Genomic DNA, 16,301 nt, shown 5'->3' with positions numbered 1-16,301 from the left:
CACGGTCGACGCGATCCGACGCACACTCGACGGGATCGGGCGCACACTCGACGCGATCCGACGCACGCTCGACGCGATCCGACGCACAGTCAACGGGATCGGGCGCCCAGTCGACGGGAAAAGACGCACGGTCGACGGATCGGGCGCTGGGCGTCCCGCAGTGCGGAGCTTCCTGTCAGTTGAGGCGGTCGCCACTGGACGGGTCGAACAGGTGTACCGCGCTGTCGGATTGGCGCAGGCGGATGCCCTCGCCCCGCTTGGCGGGTGCTCGCTCGGCCGACCGCGCGACCATCACCATCGGGTCGCCGTCGAGGTTGCGCACCGAGTCGTCGGCGAGGTTGGCGTAGATGTAGCTCTCGCTGCCGAGTTCCTCCAGGAGAGCGACGTCGGCGTTGAGGCCGGTGCCGTTGTCCGACAGCGTGAGGTGCTCGGGACGGATTCCCACGACGACCGAGTCGAGCCCGGAACGACGCAGGGCCGCTTGCGCTTCGGCGTCGATGTCCACGGCAGCACCCGAGACGGTGATCACGCCGTCGACGACCGGTGCGACGAAGAGGTTCATGCCCGGAGATCCGATGAATCCCGCCACGAACGAGTTCACCGGCCGGTCATAGAGCTCTGTCGGTGTGGAGAACTGCTGGAGGACACCGTTCTTGAGCACCGCCACGCGGTCGCCCATCGTCATCGCCTCGACCTGGTCATGTGTCACATAGACCGTCGTGGTGCCCAGGCGTCGTTGCAGCGCAGCGATCTGGGTACGGGTCTGGACACGAAGCTTGGCGTCGAGGTTCGACAGCGGCTCGTCCATGCAGAATACCTGGGGTTCGCGAACGATGGCGCGGCCCATCGCGACGCGCTGCCGTTGTCCGCCAGAGAGTTTGGCGGGCTTGCGATCCAGGAAGTCGGTCAGATCCAGCAACCGCGCCGCCTCGGCGACCTTGCGCTTGCGCTCCTCGGCTGGCACACCGCGCATCTTGAGCGCGAAGCCCATGTTCTCGCCGACGGTCTTGTTCGGGTACAGCGCGTAGTTCTGGAACACCATCGCGATGTCGCGGTCCTTGGGGGCGACGCCGACCATGTTGTCCCCGCCGATCCGGATCTGGCCGGAATCGATCTCCTCGAGGCCGGCCAGCATCCGCAGGGCCGTCGACTTTCCGGAACCGGACGGACCGACGAGGACCACGAACTCACCGTCGGCGATGTCCAGGTCCAGCGAGTCGACGGCGAGCTTGTCCGCGCCGGGGTAGACGCAGCAGGCCTTGTCGTAGGTGATGGAAGCCATGATGTTCTCCGGTTTCTACAAAGTTGTTGTGCGAGTGCGTGTCAGAGGGGACGGGTCACTTGATGGCGCCGAGCTGGGACCGAGGGCGCGATACCGAACTGAGCTGTCACTTGATCGCGCCGAACGACAGACCGCGGACGAGCTTGTTCTGGGCGATCCAGCCGCAGATGACAACCGGGAGCGCGGCGAGCACGGATGCCGCGGACAGCTGCGCCCAGTACAGGCCCTGTCCGGACATGAAGCCGGTCAGGAACACCGGCATCGTCTGCGCGTTGACCGCGGTCATGTTGACTGCGAAGAAGAACTCGTTCCACGAGAAGATCACACAGATCAGCGCTGTTGCTGCGATCCCCGGCGAGATCAGCGGCAGGATCACCTCGCGCACCGAGGTCCACAGGCTCGCACCGTCGATACTGGCGGCCTCGAGTAGTTCCCCGGGCACCTCGAGGAAGAACGAGCGCATCATCCACACGGCGATCGGGAGATTCATGGCCGTGTACAAGATGATCAGGGTCCAAATGTTGTCGAGCATCCCGATCTCGCCGACGATCACGTAGAGGGGGATGATCGCCGCGACGATCGGCAGCATCTTGGTGCTGATGAAGAAGAACAGCGCGTCCTTGGTCTTGCGTACCGGCCGGAGTGACAGCGCGAACGCCGCGGGCACGCCGAGCAACAGCACCAGGATCGTCGAGACGATGGTCGCGAACACCGAGTTCAACAGCGGTGTACCGATTCCCGCATCGAAGACGTCCCGGAACTGCTGCAGTGTCGGCTCGAAGAAAAAGGTCGGCGGGTTCGTCGCCGCGTCGCTCTCCTGCTTGAACGCGGTCAGCACCATCCACAGCACCGGGAAGAAGAAGCCGATCGCGAGGATCCAGGTCACTGCGGTCAGCGCCGCTTGACGTGGCCGGCGCCGACGTCGGATCTCGGTGCCGGGCTTCCCGTCTGGTTGCCCGGCCGACGTACGGTCGGAGCGGATGTCGGTGGTCATCAGGCCGGCTCCTCTGTCCCGGTGAATGATTTGAAGATCAGGCGTAGAGCGAGCGTGGCGACGACGATCGTGCCGATCACGGTGACCACGCCCATCGCCGCGGCCTGGCCGATGTCGAAGCCGAGGAACGCGCGCTGGTAGATGTAGTACGACAGATTCGAACTGGACACTCCCGGGCCGCCGGAGGTCATCATGTACACCGCGTCGAACGTGTTGACCAGGTAGATCGCGCCGAGCACCGCACCGAGTTCGATGAAGCGACGCAGATGCGGCAGCGTCAGTTCCCGGAAGAGCCGGAAGCTGGTGGCGCCGTCGACACGCGCCGCCTCCTGGATGTCACGGGGCATCGACTGCAGACCCGCCAGGATCAGCAGCATCATGAAAGGCGTCCACTGCCAGACCAGTTCGGCCATCACGCTCATCAGCGGGAACTCCGACAACCAGTCGGTCTCGATGCCGAACGGACTCAGGGCCCAGTTGACGAGACCGTTGGTCGGCGACAGCAGGCTGGTCTTCCACAGCAGCGCGGCCGCCACCGGGGTGACAAGGAACGGAGTGATCAGCAAAGTGCGGACCACCCCGCGGCCGAGGAACTTGCGGTCGAGCAGCAGCGCGAACATCAGACCGAGGAGTACCGAGATGAGGACGGTGCCCACGATCAGCAAGATGGTGTTGACCGTCACCCGCCAGAACTGGCTGTCGCCGAACACCGCGATGTAGTTGTCGAGACCGACGAACGCGCGCGAATCCGGGCGCACCAGGTTCCACGACTGCGTGGAGTAGTACAGCGTGAACACGAACGGGATCTGCGTGACCACGATCAGGAAGATCAGTGCCGGCAGGAGCGGCCCGCGACGGCGCCATCCCTCGGCACGCGTGACGTGATCGCGCGAGGACTTCAGCGGCGCCTTCGACGTAGTGTCGGGTGGTGGAGTGGAGACTGCGGTGGCCATGATCACTGCTCCCTCTGGTAGGACTTGCCGACGACCTGGGCGTACTCCTGCGCCTGCGCGAGCGCGTCGTCGACGCTGATCTGGCCGGCGATCGCTGCCGAGATCTGCTGGCTCACCCGGGTTCCGAGATCCTGGAACTCGGGGATCGCGAGGAACTGGACGCCGGTGTAGGGCACCGGCTCCAGGGTCGGCTTCAGCTGGTTCGCCGCACGCATGGCGCTCAGCGTCTGCTCGGCGAACGGGGCGGCGAGTTCCTTGTAGGCCGGTAGCTCGTACGTGGACAGGCGGCTGCCCGGCGGTACGTGACTGGGACCCAGGGTCTCCGAGACGTACTCGATGTAGCTCTTGCTGGTCATCCACCGGATGAACTTCCACGCCTCGTCCTGGTGCTTGCTGCTGGTGGGGATGCCCAGTGACCAGGTGTAGAGCCAGCCGTTGTCGCCCTTGGCCATGCTCGGGGCGGGCAGATAGCCGACGTCACCCGCGATCGACGAGGTGTCCGGACTCTCCAGCACCGACACCGCGGATGTCGCGTCGTACCACATCGCAACCTGTCCCTGCGACAACAGGTTTCCGCATTCCTGGAACCCGGACGACGCCGCGCCGGCCTCACCGTGGTTCCGGACCGTGTCGACGTAGAACTTCACCGCTGCGGCCACCTCGGGACTGTCCAGCTGCGCATTCCAGTCCTCGTCGTACCAGCGTCCGCCGAAGGCGTTGATCACGGTGTTCAGCGGGGCGAGCACCTCGCCCCAGCCGGGCTTGCCGCGCAGGCAGATTCCCGCCGTACGTTCGTTGTCGAGTTTCGCCGCCGCTTCGGCGACCTGGGGCCACGTCGGCTGAGGCGGCAAGGACACCCCGGCCTCGGCGAACAGCTTCTTGTTGTACATCAGGAACGACGACTCACCGTAGAACGGCGCCGAGTACATCGAACCGTCGTGGGACAGAGCCGTCTTCAGCGTCGGGATGAAGTCGTCGGCGTCGTAGTCGGGATCGGCGTCCATGTACGGGGTCAGGTTCACCAGCCAGCCGTACTCGCCCCACATCGGGGTCTCGTAGTTGCTGATCATCACGACATCGAACTCACCGCCGCCGGTGGCCACCGATGCGGTGATCTTGGCGCGCGCCTCGTTCTCGGAGAGGGTCACGAACCGCACCGTGACGCCGGGATTCTGCTCCTCGAACTGTGTGGACAGCTTCACCGCGTCCTGCATCTGCGAGTTGGAGACCATCGCGACGGTGATCTCGCGACCTCCGCCGCCGGTGAGTGAACCCGCGCCGGAGCAGCCGGTGAGCACCAGCCCCACGGTCGCGATCATCGCACCCAGCGCCCATCGCACTCGGTGTCGGGAGAACGTCATTGTTCGCCTTTCTCTTGCATCACAAGCCATTCGGCGGTCGCCACGTCGGTGACCAGGATGGTGGCGTAGCCGCCGCGCAACGCGCCGAGGATGGATTCGCGACGGTGTGTCCCACCGGACACGAGGATCGAGGTCGGGCAGGCACGGACCGCGTCGAGTGACACCGAGACGGTCCGGTCGACGAGGCTGGAGGGGACGGCGCCGCCGTTCGCGTCGTAGAAGCGTCCGCCGATCTCCCCGACCGCGCCGAGGTCGAGCAGCTCGTCGAGGACGACCGCGTCGATGAACGAGCCCTCGAACAGAGTCGTCGAGGTCGACACCGAGCCGACACCGAACAACATCACCTGTGCACCGCGAGCCGCCGAGAGTGCCTGCGAGAGAATCGAATCGCGGTTCACTGCAGTGACCGTCTCCGGGTCGACGTAGAGCGGTGCGACCAGCCGCAGCGGTCGGGCATGGAGCCGTTCGGAGAAGCGCGAGAGCGCGTGGTCGACGCCGGTGTGGTACTCGACGGAGGTCATCGAGCCGTCCATCTGCACGACCCGCTGACACGAGGTGGACGCAGCCATGGCGTCGGCAACGGCCACTTGCTCCGGGCCCCAAGTGAATCCGAAGGTGTCCGTCGGTTGAATCCGTCGGGTCAGCACCGACGCTCCCGCCCGACCGAGCGCGGCGTTGCCGGTGGTGGTGCCGTCGGCGACCTCGTCGATGACGAGCACCTCGTCGAGTCCCAGGGTCTCCTCGACGGCGCGTTCGAGATCGGTGTGGATGGACGCCGACAGATGCGCCGGGGCCGACACCGACACCTGTACGAGACCCTGCGCCCGCGCGCGCGCCACGAGCCGGCCGGCCGTCGGGCGCGACACCCCGAGTCGGCCCGCGATCTCGGCCTGGGTGAGTCCTTCGAGGTGATACATGGTCGCGGCTCGAACGAGGAGTCGCAGGTCCTGGCCGGAGTCGCCACCGCGCGGTGCGGCCCCACGTGCCGGCGCGACGGGCGTTTCGCCGTCCGTGCCGATCGCCGACTTCCGAGGTGCCATCCGGGGTGCCCCTTCGCGTCCATTCGCCGTCGCCGCCGAGGCGCGGCCGTGAGCATCTGCTCACTGGCGGTCAATGTGCTCAATAAGCTAGCATTCAGGTGTGACCCACGCAACAACCGATCTGCGTATACCGCGTGTACCGGACGCCATGCGCGCCGGCGTCCTGCATCCCGATCTGACGGTGACCACGGAAACCCGGAGGTCACCGGAACCGGGGGCGGGTGACGTGACGGTGGCCGTCCGCGCGGTGGGCGTGTGCGGCTCGGACACCCACTACCTCCGCCACGGACGGATCGGCGAGTACGTGGTCCGCGATCCGCTCGTCCTCGGCCATGAGGCCGCCGGGGTCGTCGTCGCCGTCGGCGACGGCGTCGACCGGGCCCGGATCGGCGAGCGGGTGTCGATCGAGCCCCAGCGCCCCGACCCGACCACGCCGGAGAGCAAGCGCGGTGACTACCACCTGTGCCCCCGGATGCGGTTTTATGCGACACCCCCGGTCGACGGCGCTTTCGCCGAATTCGTCACCATCGGAGCCGATTTCGCCCATCCGGTACCTCCTGAGGTCTCGGACGAGGCGGCAGCGCTGTTCGAGCCCCTCTCGGTGGGCATTGCCGCCATGCGCAAGGCCGAGGTCGCAGCCGGTGGCTCCGTGCTGATCGCCGGCGCCGGACCGATCGGCCTGATGGTCGCCCAGGTCGCGCGGGCGTCCGGTCTCGCGCGCATCGTCGTGAGCGAGCCGGACGAGCAACGACGGCTCCGCGCAAGGGAGTTCGGCGCCACGGCGGTGATCACACCCGGCACAGAGATCGAGCGGGTGGATGCGTTCGTCGACGCGAGCGGAGTCGCCGGCGCGGTCCGGGAAGGCCTGTCGGGGGTCCGCCCCGGCGGACGTGTGATCCTGGTCGGCATGGGCGCCGACACCATGGAACTCCCGATCTCACTCATCCAGAATCGCGAGTTGGTGGTGACCGGGGTGTTCCGCTACGCCAACACGTGGCCGACCGCACTGGCCCTCGCCCGGACGGGAGCGGTGGATCTCGATGCCATGGTGACCGCGCGGTACGGCCTCGACGAACTGACGGACGCACTCAACGCCGATCGCGTTCCCGGGAACATCAAAGCGGTGGTCTACCCGGCCATCTCGCGCTACGAACAGAACTCGGACGACGACGCCGAGACCGTCACGACCCGGCCGGAGGGAACCCGCCGATGAGCACATCGCTGACCAACGAGACGTTGCCGCGGCTCGATGGCGTCGACACGCCCGCGTTCGATCGCGCGGCGGTGACCCCGGGGATCGTCCACTTCGGTGTCGGCGCGTTTCATCGCGCGCACCAGGCGATGTACCTCGACCGCCTCCTCGCCGCCGACCCCTCGGCGAACGACTGGGGCATCTGCGGGGTCGGTGTCCGCACCGCCGACGCCGCCATGCGGGACGCCCTCGTCCCGCAGGACGGATTGTTCACCCTCACCCTCAAGCATCCCGATGGCGCCGTGGAGACCTCGGTCGTCGGCTCGATCGTCGACTATCTGTACGCACCGGACGATCCCGAGAAAGTGATCGACCGGCTGAGTGACCCGGCGACCCGGATCGTCTCACTGACCGTCACCGAGGGCGGCTACAACTTCTCACCGTCGACCGGCGAGTTCGACGCCACGAACCCGGATATCGTCGCCGACCTCGAGGCGAGTGCGCCGCCGCGCACCGTGTTCGGACTGGTGACCGAAGCGCTGGCTCGACGCCGCGAACGCGGGACACCGTCGTTCACGGTGATGTCCTGCGACAACATCGAGGGCAACGGCCACATGGCCCGTTCGACCTTTCTCGCCTACGCCCGGTTGCGCGACCCGGAACTCGCGGGGTGGATCGAGGCCAACACGCGCTTCCCGAACTCGATGGTCGATCGGATCACCCCGGCGACGCCGCCCGACCTGGCTGACGAGGTCGAGGATCGCACCGGCATCGTCGACAACTGGCCGGTCGTCGCCGAACCGTTCACCCAATGGGTACTCGAGGACGACTTCGCGATGGGGCGTCCGGCGCTGGAGAAGGTGGGGGTCCAGGTCGTCGACGACGTGACCCCCTACGAGCTGATGAAACTGCGACTCCTCAACGCCGGCCACCAGGCACTGTGCTACTTCGGTTATCTGCTCGGGTACCGCTACGTCCACGACGCCGCATCCGACCCCGACATCCGTAGTCTGCTGCGTCGCTACATGACCGAGGAAGGAGCGACCACACTCCGTCCCCTTCCCGGCGTGGACGTCGACACCTACATCGAGACCCTGCTCGAGCGATTCGCGAACCCCGCGATCGCCGACACCATCGCCCGGCTCTGCCAGGACTCGTCCGACCGCATCCCGAAGTGGTTGGTTCCGGTCATCCGCGAGCGCCTCGAGCAGGATCAGCGAAGCGACCTGGCCGCCGCGGTCGTGGCGAGCTGGACCCGGTATGCCGAGGGCGTCGACGAGGCAGGCGACCCGATCGACGTCGTCGATCCCCTTGCGACCGAACTCGTTCCGCGAGCACAGCGCTCACGAACCGACCCCCTGGCCTTCGTCGCCGATCCCGAACTGTTCGGCACTCTCGCGGAGAAGCCGTTGTTCACGGAACCGTACCTCTCCGCGCTGGAGTCGTTGCGCAGCAAGGGTGCCCGCGCCACACTCACCGGTCTGCTCGCATGACGACGCTGGTTGCCGGAATCGATTCGTCGACCCAGTCCTGCAAGGTCGTCGTATGCGATGCCACCACCGGACGGGTGGTGCGCACCGGACAGGCACCACATCCTCCCGGGACCGAGGTGCACCCGGATCACTGGTGGGACGCACTGTGTTCGGCGGCGAGCCAAGCCGGTGGGCTCGAGGACGTTGCGGCGGTGTCGGTGGCGGGTCAGCAACACGGCATGGTGTGTCTGGACAAGGCGGGCCACGTCGTCCGAGACGCCTTGCTGTGGAACGACACCCGCTCCGCACCTGACGCGACGGCCCTCGTCGCCGAACTGGACGGCCCGCAATCCTGGGCACGCTCGGTCGGTGTGGTGCCGGTGGCATCGATCACCGCGACCAAGCTCCGCTGGCTGGCAGACCACGAGCCCGAGCACGCCGACGCCACCGCGGCGGTCTGCCTGCCGCATGACTGGCTCACCTGGCGCCTGCGCCGGAGCACCGACATCGGTGAACTGATCACCGACCGAAGCGACGCCTCGGGAACCGGCTACTTCAGCGCGGCGACTGGTGAGTACCGAGTCGATCTGCTGGAGAGGGCGTTTCGGGGGCGACGGCCGCTGCTCCCCCGCGTACTCGGCCCCGGAGAGCGCGCCGGGACCACCCCGTCGGGGACCGTCGTGGGTGCGGGTGCCGGTGACAACGCCTCAGCCGCACTGGGATTGCATGCCGGACCCGGAGATGCGGTCGTGTCCCTCGGGACGTCGGGTGTCGTCAGTGCCGTCGGCGACGTGGCGCCGGATGACCCGTCAGGTCTGGTGGCCGGGTTCGCCGACGCGACGGGGCGTCACCTGCCGTTGGTCTGCACGCTGAACGGCGCCCCGGTGCTGTCGGCGACCGCGACGATGCTCGGCGTAGACCTGGCCGAGTTCGCGCGGTTGGCGATGTCGGCCGAGCCAGGCGCGGGCGGCGTCACGATGGTGCCGTACCTCGCAGGCGAACGGTCACCGAACCTTCCCCAGGCGACCGGCACACTGACGGGCCTGACCCCCGCCAATTTCACGCCCGCCTCGATCGCGCGAGCAGCCGTCGAGGGTCTCGTCTCTTCGCTGGTCTTCTGCCGCGAGCAGATCGAGCGTCAGGGCGTCGGGGTCCATCGAGTGTTGCTGACCGGAGGCGGCGCGAAATCGGCGGCGGTCCGCGAGATCGCGCCGTGCTTGTTCGGCGGCGAGGTCGTCGTACCCACCGACGGCGAACACGTGGCGCTCGGTGCGGCGCGTCAAGCAGCCTGGGCGCTGACCGGCGAACTCCCCGTCTGGGAGACCCCGACCCACACGCTCACCGGGCCACCCACTCCCGGGGTGTACGCCCGGTACCGCGAGGCCTCGCAGATGGTCGCGCACGCGCACGAGTCGTCCGGCTGATACGCCGAAGCCACGCGACGGACGGACGCATCGGGGGACAATGACCCGCAGGTCGGACAACCGAGGGGTGCGCGATGGTCGATTGGGACGGCGAGCGATACGCGGACGTGAGTGAGCTGCAGCGCATGGTCGCCGAGGAGTCCATCGGGGATCTGGAACTCACCGGCACCGAACGGCTCCTGGATGTCGGATGTGGCGACGGCTTCATCACGATGCTGCTGGCCGATCGGCTTCCGTCGGGAAGTGTTGTGGGCGTCGACGCTTCGCGGCGGATGATCGAACGCGCTTTGGACCGTGTGCCGGCCGACAACCTGCGAGTCCAGTTCCACGTCGACGACGTCCTCGCCCTGCCGTTCGACGACGACTTCGACATCGCGGTGTCGTTCAACGCCCTCCACTGGGTCCACGACCAGGGCGCCGCGCTACGCGGAATCGCCCGAAGCCTCGTCGACGGCGGTCGGGCCGTGCTGCAGATGGTCTGCGCGACCGACCGACCCAGCATCGAAGACGTCGCCATGAAAGTCGCGGCGCAACCGGCGTGGCAGCCCCACTTCGACGGCTTCGACGCGCCGTACGTCCATATCGACCCGATCCACTTCGGAGAGCTGGCCACCGATGCCGGATTCGTCGTCGACGATCTGTCGGTGAAGGATTTGCGCTGGCAGTTCGACTCGGTTGCCGACTTCCGTGCCTGGTTCGCGGTCGGGGCGTCGGATTGGACGAGCCGGCTACCGGAAAACGCGGTCGACGACTTCGTCGAAGCCGTCATCGATCGCTACACCGACGTCGTCGGTGAGCCCGCGCTGTTCCGGTTCAGCCAGTTGCGGGCCTCGCTGACCACACACTGCTGATCTCCTGTGCCGCGAGGTGTGCGTGCGACGCGGCCCTGAGGTGCGAGGAGCGACAGCTATGCCGCCCCCTGAGGTGCGAGGAGCGACAGCGACGAGCCTCACTTCGCTCGCGTCCCAGGGACCAGGCCCCCGCTCGCACTAATGACGTGCACAGTCATCGAAAGACGGTGCACAGTCGATGCGAAACGACGCACGGTCGACGAGAACCGACGCACGGTCGACGGGAACCGACGCACGGTCGACGGGAAACGCTGCACGGTCGACGGAAATGGGCGCCCGGTCGACGGAGCGTGAGGTCACTCGGGCACGTAGTTGAACGTGTCCGGGTCGGGCCCGATGCGCTCGTCGGCGTTGAGGGCGTCGATCTTGGCGACCTCGTCGTCGGACAGTTCGAAGTCGAACAGCGCGAAGTTCTCCTCGACGCGTGCGCGTGTGACGGACTTGGGGAACACGATGTCACCGCGCTGGATGTGCCAACGCAGGGTGACCTGCGCGGCCGAACGGTCCTTCGACTCGGCGATCTCGGTGATCACCGGGTCGTCCACCACCTTGCCCTGCGCGATCGGCGACCACGCCTCGGTGGCGATCCCGTGTTCGGCGTTGAATGCGCGCAGGGAGTTCTGCGTGAGGTACGGATGCACCTCGATCTGGTTCACGGCGGGGACGACGTCGGTCTCGTCGAACAGTCGTTGCAGGTGAGCCTGCTGGAAGTTGGAGACGCCGATGGCCCGCGCCTTGCCGTCCGCGTAGGCCTTCTCGAGTGCCTTCCACGTCTGCACGTAGTCACCGACCTCGGGCAGCGGCCAGTGGATGAGGAACAGGTCGATCTGCTCGAGGCCCAGGTCGGACAAGGTGCCGTCGAGTGCCTTGAGCGCATCGTCGTAGTCGTGGAAACCGTTGTTCAGCTTGCTGGTCACGAAGATGTCGTCGCGGGCGAGTCCGGAATCGCGGACCGCTTCGCCGACGCCCTTCTCGTTGCCGTACATCTCGGCGGTGTCGATGTGCCGGTAACCCACCTCGAATGCGGTGAGAGTTGCCTCGCGGGTGTCCTCCGGCGGCACCTGGAAGACTCCGAATCCCAACTGCGGGATGGTGATTCCGTTGTTGAGTGTGATGTTGGGGACTGCCATAGGGTGTGTCCTTTCTCCGTGCCCGGCGACTTCGCCGTCGTGGTGTCGACGGTTGCCGGAGCGTCGTCATCGTCGGCCGCCTGTCACGCGGCCCTGTGGGAGTTCAAGGATCTCGGCCCACTCGGTATTCCGTCCGGTGGCGGACGACCAGCCCGGTCATGGCGAAAACACCCTGCACAACCGGCAATTTTCGCCCTGGGGTTTACCAACGGCCGATATGTGTGAAAGAGTTGAGAGGCGGCTGTCGGTCTCGATGGTCGCTGAACTGAAGAAAGAAGTACAGCAGTATGGCACAGGGAACCGTCAAGTGGTTCAACGGCGAAAAGGGCTTCGGCTTCATCGCACCCGACGACCAGGGCGCAGATGTCTTCGTCCACTACTCCTCGATCACCGGTAGCGGCTTCCGCAACCTCGAGGAAAACCAGCGCGTCGAATTCGACGTCGAGCAGGGCGCCAAGGGCCCCCAGGCTACCAACGTCAGCGCGCTCTGAGCTCCTGACTTTCGCGAGTCGCCCCCTCTGACCTCGGTCGGACGGGGCGATTCGTCGTATGTGGGCAATTCCTCCCCCGCCCGATCCGGCGTCGGTCGCGCCGATGCCGACGGACTCACCCCGGTGCTACTCCGTCCTCACCGAAACAGTCCCCGCCCGAAGTCAGCCGCGTCACAATGAGGCGTGGTGCCTCTCCCCCGCGACGCCGGCCACGGCACTCGCGGAGGTCGGCACGGGACCGATGGAACGTGAGGGTGATGCGAGTGACCGATCCGGTGGTGGTCCTGACCAAGGCCCGAACAGCGTGTGAGATCCGGGCGGTGACCGACTGGACGTCGGCCAACTATCCGCAGGCGCGCATCGTCGGCCCACCGGTCGACATCGACTTCGACGAGCTGTCGCCGGACACTCTGCTCGTGCCCGTGCGCGCGGTATGGCTGCCCGCGGTCCGGCAAGGGCAGCGACGGGTCACGCTAGGCGATGTACTGGTCCTGTCGAATCCGCGGCGCCCGCTCGGCATCGTGCAGCCGATCATCCGCAAGCGTCGGCCCGACAGTCTCCGCGTCGTCGCCGGTGCACCCGCGACCATCGCCGAACTGCGCGAACGCTATTCGCAGCACCAGGCCGAGGGCGCGCCGTTCGCCGAGTTCGTCGTGTTCCAGGCATCCATGTCAGCCGAACGCGCCGAACGCCAGATCGTCGGCGACCGTTACAAGGTGCCCCGCTTGGTCGCCGAACAGATCAGCAGCTCGTCGCGGTTCCAGACGTCGGCAGCCAAGCTCGCCGCAGAACTCGGCAGACCGACCGACGCGGTGGTCGCCGAGGCCACCGACAAACTGTCGACATTCGTTGCGACACAGAGCCGACTGATGGACGACATCTTCTCGGCCACGTTCAACCGACTGCACGAACGCGCCTGGAACGTCACCGTCGACGTCGACAACCTGAACACCTTGCGCACGCTGAACAAGTCGACCGGCCTCGTGTTCCTGCCATCGCACCGGTCCTACGTCGATCCACTGGTGCTCGCGACCGTGTTGCGCGACAACGACTTCCCGCCCAATCTGGTGCTCGGTGGCAACAATCTGTCGTTCTGGCCGGTCGGTCCGGTGGCGCGGCGGGCCGGGATGATCTTCATCCGACGCAAGTTCGGCGCCGATCCCGTCTACAAGTTCGCGATGCGTTCCTACCTCGCGTACATCGTCGAGAAGCGCTTCAACCTGGAGTGGTACATCGAGGGCGGTCGCAGCCGCACCGGCAAGCTCCGCAAACCGAAACTGGGCCTGCTCACCTACGTCGTCGACGCGGTCGGTCAACTCGAGGAAGCCGATGTGACGATCGTGCCGACGTCGATCGTCTACGACCAGCTGCAGGAGATCGGCGCGATGGCCGCCGAGGATGCCGGTGGTACCAAGAAGCCGGAGGGCGTGGGGTGGTTGCTGCGCTACGCCAAAGCGCAGCGAAATTACCTGGGCGAGGCGCGGGTACGGTTCGGCACCCCCATCTCGATGCGTGCCGCGCTCGACGACGCGGGTGAAGGCCGCGCGCGGCTCGAGAAGGTCGCGTTCCGCGTGATGGACGAGATCAATTCGGCCACACCGATCTCGGCGACCTCGCTCGCCGGTTTCGCCCTCCTGGGCGCGCAGGACCGTGCCTATACGCTCGCCGAGATCGAGGCGATCCTCGCGCCGCTGCTCGACTACATCGACCGCCGGGACCTACCCGGGCCCGACCCGGCGCTGTGTCGTGGTACCGGACTCGCTCAGACCCTGCGGGTCTTGGCCGGCAACGGCGTGGTGAGCTGCTACGACGGCGGCTCCGAACCGGTCTGGTCGATCGTGGCGGACAACCATGCGGTTGCCGCGTACTACCGGAACGGCGCACTGCACCACTTCGTCGACCGCGCGATCGTCGAGGTCGCGATGCTCGCGGTCGCCGAAGGTGAGGTCCGGGCGGGCCTCCATCCGACGACTGAACACGACGGCCCGGCCGAGAACGCCACCGAGACGGCTTCGGCCGCCGCAGGTGCCGAGAGCGGGTCATCGGTCGTCGACGAGGGACTGCTCGCCGCGTCTCAGCGAGAAGCACTCCGCATCCGCGATCTGCTGAAGTTCGAGTTCTTCTTCCCACCGAAAACCGAGTTCCTGCACCGGCTCGGCCTCGAACTCGACTTCCTCGCACCGGGTTGGCGCGCGGTCACCCCCACCCAGGAGTGGACGTATGAGGTCCTGCACGGGCACACCGGCGGTCTGCTCGCACGTCGCACCCTGCAGCCGTTCTTCGATGCCCAACTCGTGTTCGCGACCAGGCTCGTCGAACTCGGGAGCAACGCCCGCGAGAAGGACGACCTGATCGCCGACTGCCTCGGACTCGGCCGTCAATTGGCCCTGCAAGGGGTTGTGCGGAGCAAGGATTCGGTGTCGAAGGATCTCTACGACGGTTGCTACCAACTCGCCGACAACCGCGGCCTGATCCATGGTGAGGACCACGACGACGTCGGTGCCGCCCGGCACAGCTGGCTCGACGAGGTGGAGTCGATGCGTCAACGCCTGGCGCGCATCGCATCCATCGAGGAGATCCAGCCCGCGGTGTGGTCCGAGGTCGCCCGGTGAGCGCGTTCACCGATCGCATGCGGGCCATCCGGGCCGCACCCACCGGGAAGAAGGTGGCCGCCCTCTTCGACTACGACGGCACGCTCATCGAGGGATTCTCCGCCGCGGCCATCATGCGAGCGCGATTGCGCAGCATGGAGTTCGGGTTCGGCGAGCTCGCGGACTTCCTCTTCATCGGACTGCGCGGCGTCGTCTCCGAACAGGACTACGCGGAGGTGCTCGACGCGACCCGCCCGACCTTCGCGGGGAAGACCTACGCGGAGCTCATCGAGTTCGGCGAACATCTCTTCAAGTACGAGACCGCGGCCAAGCTCCGGCCGCAGATGTGGCAGATCCTGCGCGCGCACCGGGAGATGGGCCACACCATCGTCATCGCGTCGTCGGCCACGAGGTTCCAGATCGAACCGATCGCACGCGAGATCGACGCCGACTTCGCCCTGGCCACCGACGTCGAGGTGATCGACGGGGTGGTCACCGGCAACATCCGGGGGCGTCCCCTCTGGGGGCCCGGGAAGGCGGCGGCGGTCCGAACCCTCGCGCGGGCCAACGGTATCGACCTCGCGGCGTCCTTCGCCTACAGCGACGGCAACGAGGACATCCCCTACCTGGAGTCGGTGGGCTACCCGGCGGCGGTCTCGCCGCGTCGAATCCTGCGGGCCGAGGCCGAGTCCCGTGGCTGGCCGATCATCGACCTCAAGAATCCGACCTACAACCGGGCGGGGATGCTGGCCCGCACCGGCGCCTTCTACGGATCGTTCCTCGCCTCGGCGGCCGTGGGTGTCACGACCGGTTTGCTGCGCCGGGATCCCGCCGCTCTCGTCGAGGCACTGCCCGCGGGGACCGATGTGGGACTCGCCCTCGCCGGTGTCCGCGTCCAGGTCCTCGACGGCGGCGAGCATCTCACCTCGGCCCGCCCGTGTGTGTTCCTGTTCAACCATCAGTCGAAACTCGACCTCCCGGTGATGATCAACCTCGTCCGGTCGGAGGCGACGGGTGTCGCCAAGAAGGAGGTGCAGCGGGTCCCGGTGATCGGACAGATCCTCCAGCAGGCGGGCCTGGTGTTCATCGACCGGGCCGATCCGGGCCGAGCCATCGAACAACTGGCACCGGCGGTGAAGGCTCTGCGAGAGGAGGGGATGTCATTGGTCGTCGCACCCGAGGGCACCCGCTCGCCGACCCCCCGGATCGGCCGGTTCAAGAAGGGCCCGTTCCACATCGCGATGCAGGCCGGCGTCCCCGTCGTGCCCGTCGTGTTGCGCAACACCGGTGAGTTGATGTGGCGGGGTTCGCAACTCATCAGACCGGGGACCGTCGAGGTGATGGTTCTGCCGCCGGTCCCCACCGACGACTGGCGCGCCGACGAGATCGGGGCGCGAGCAGAAGAGGTGCGGCAGATGTACGTCACCGCCCTCGCCGACTGGCCACTCGGGAGGTTCGCCGACGATACGGCGGAACCACCGGCGGAGGTACCCGAGGAGAGGGAAGTGTGAGCGACACCG

At 67.0% G+C, this 16,301-nt stretch carries 13 protein-coding genes; 7 read left to right on the top strand and 6 right to left on the bottom strand.

Features of this window, described 5'->3' with window-relative positions; translation table 11 throughout:
• Window positions 1-175 precede the first annotated feature (175 nt).
• From MAY35_RS07640 to MAY35_RS07620, 5 genes are all read right to left on the bottom strand, one after another.
• On the bottom strand, window positions 176-1,282 hold the full coding sequence (locus MAY35_RS07640; RefSeq protein WP_238420335.1) for a sn-glycerol-3-phosphate ABC transporter ATP-binding protein UgpC: 1,107 nt from the start codon (window positions 1,280-1,282) through the stop codon (window positions 176-178).
• A gap of 106 nt (window positions 1,283-1,388) precedes the next feature.
• Window positions 1,389-2,276, bottom strand: coding sequence for a carbohydrate ABC transporter permease (locus MAY35_RS07635; RefSeq protein WP_238420333.1), 888 nt, complete (start codon window positions 2,274-2,276; stop codon window positions 1,389-1,391).
• Window positions 2,276-3,229 (bottom strand): carbohydrate ABC transporter permease, encoded by a 954-nt coding sequence (locus tag MAY35_RS07630; protein ID WP_238420331.1) that lies wholly within the window; start codon window positions 3,227-3,229, stop codon window positions 2,276-2,278. The genes MAY35_RS07635 and MAY35_RS07630 overlap by 1 nt, the downstream gene beginning before the upstream one ends.
• Before the next feature lie 2 nt (window positions 3,230-3,231).
• Window positions 3,232-4,590 (bottom strand): sugar ABC transporter substrate-binding protein, encoded by a 1,359-nt coding sequence (locus MAY35_RS07625; RefSeq protein WP_238420329.1) that lies wholly within the window; start codon window positions 4,588-4,590, stop codon window positions 3,232-3,234.
• Window positions 4,587-5,630, bottom strand: coding sequence for a sugar-binding transcriptional regulator (locus tag MAY35_RS07620; RefSeq protein WP_238420327.1), 1,044 nt, complete (start codon window positions 5,628-5,630; stop codon window positions 4,587-4,589). Before MAY35_RS07620 ends, MAY35_RS07625 begins: the two co-directional genes overlap by 4 nt.
• Window positions 5,631-5,778: 148 nt before the next feature.
• Here MAY35_RS07620 and MAY35_RS07615 point away from each other — a divergent pair, with 148 nt between their 5' ends.
• From MAY35_RS07615 to MAY35_RS07600, 4 genes are all read left to right on the top strand, one after another.
• Window positions 5,779-6,843: an NAD(P)-dependent alcohol dehydrogenase gene (locus MAY35_RS07615; RefSeq protein ID WP_238420627.1), complete on the top strand. Its 1,065-nt coding sequence runs from the start codon at window positions 5,779-5,781 to the stop codon at window positions 6,841-6,843.
• Window positions 6,840-8,315 (top strand): mannitol dehydrogenase family protein, encoded by a 1,476-nt coding sequence (locus MAY35_RS07610; protein ID WP_238420325.1) that lies wholly within the window; start codon window positions 6,840-6,842, stop codon window positions 8,313-8,315. The genes MAY35_RS07615 and MAY35_RS07610 overlap by 4 nt, the downstream gene beginning before the upstream one ends.
• On the top strand, window positions 8,312-9,718 hold the full coding sequence (gene xylB, locus MAY35_RS07605) for a xylulokinase (protein ID WP_238420323.1): 1,407 nt from the start codon (window positions 8,312-8,314) through the stop codon (window positions 9,716-9,718). Before MAY35_RS07610 ends, xylB begins: the two co-directional genes overlap by 4 nt.
• A gap of 74 nt (window positions 9,719-9,792) precedes the next feature.
• The gene (locus tag MAY35_RS07600) at window positions 9,793-10,569 is read left to right on the top strand and encodes a class I SAM-dependent methyltransferase (RefSeq protein WP_238420322.1); all 777 of its coding nucleotides are present in this window, start codon (window positions 9,793-9,795) and stop codon (window positions 10,567-10,569) included.
• 296 nt (window positions 10,570-10,865) lie between these two features.
• Here the strand turns inward: MAY35_RS07600 and MAY35_RS07595 are convergent, their stop codons facing one another.
• Window positions 10,866-11,699, bottom strand: coding sequence for an aldo/keto reductase (locus MAY35_RS07595; RefSeq protein WP_238420321.1), 834 nt, complete (start codon window positions 11,697-11,699; stop codon window positions 10,866-10,868).
• A 287-nt stretch (window positions 11,700-11,986) separates the two neighbouring features.
• Here MAY35_RS07595 and MAY35_RS07590 point away from each other — a divergent pair, with 287 nt between their 5' ends.
• From MAY35_RS07590 to MAY35_RS07580, 3 genes are all read left to right on the top strand, one after another.
• A complete protein-coding gene (locus tag MAY35_RS07590; protein WP_004020476.1) occupies window positions 11,987-12,190 on the top strand; it encodes a cold-shock protein in 204 nt (67 codons plus the stop codon).
• A 257-nt stretch (window positions 12,191-12,447) separates the two neighbouring features.
• Window positions 12,448-14,802: a 1-acyl-sn-glycerol-3-phosphate acyltransferase gene (locus MAY35_RS07585; protein ID WP_238420320.1), complete on the top strand. Its 2,355-nt coding sequence runs from the start codon at window positions 12,448-12,450 to the stop codon at window positions 14,800-14,802.
• Window positions 14,799-16,292, top strand: a complete 1,494-nt coding sequence (locus MAY35_RS07580; protein WP_238420319.1) for an HAD-IB family hydrolase — start codon at window positions 14,799-14,801, stop codon at window positions 16,290-16,292. The genes MAY35_RS07585 and MAY35_RS07580 overlap by 4 nt, the downstream gene beginning before the upstream one ends.
• The last annotated feature ends 9 nt before the right edge of the window (window positions 16,293-16,301 follow it).

Origin of the sequence: Gordonia sp. 'Campus', assembly GCF_022206305.1 — a bacterium.
In the GTDB taxonomy this organism is placed as follows: Bacteria; Actinomycetota; Actinomycetes; order Mycobacteriales; family Mycobacteriaceae; genus Gordonia.
Note: the sequence above shows the minus strand (reverse complement) of the source record. Positions and strands in the feature narration are given on the sequence as shown.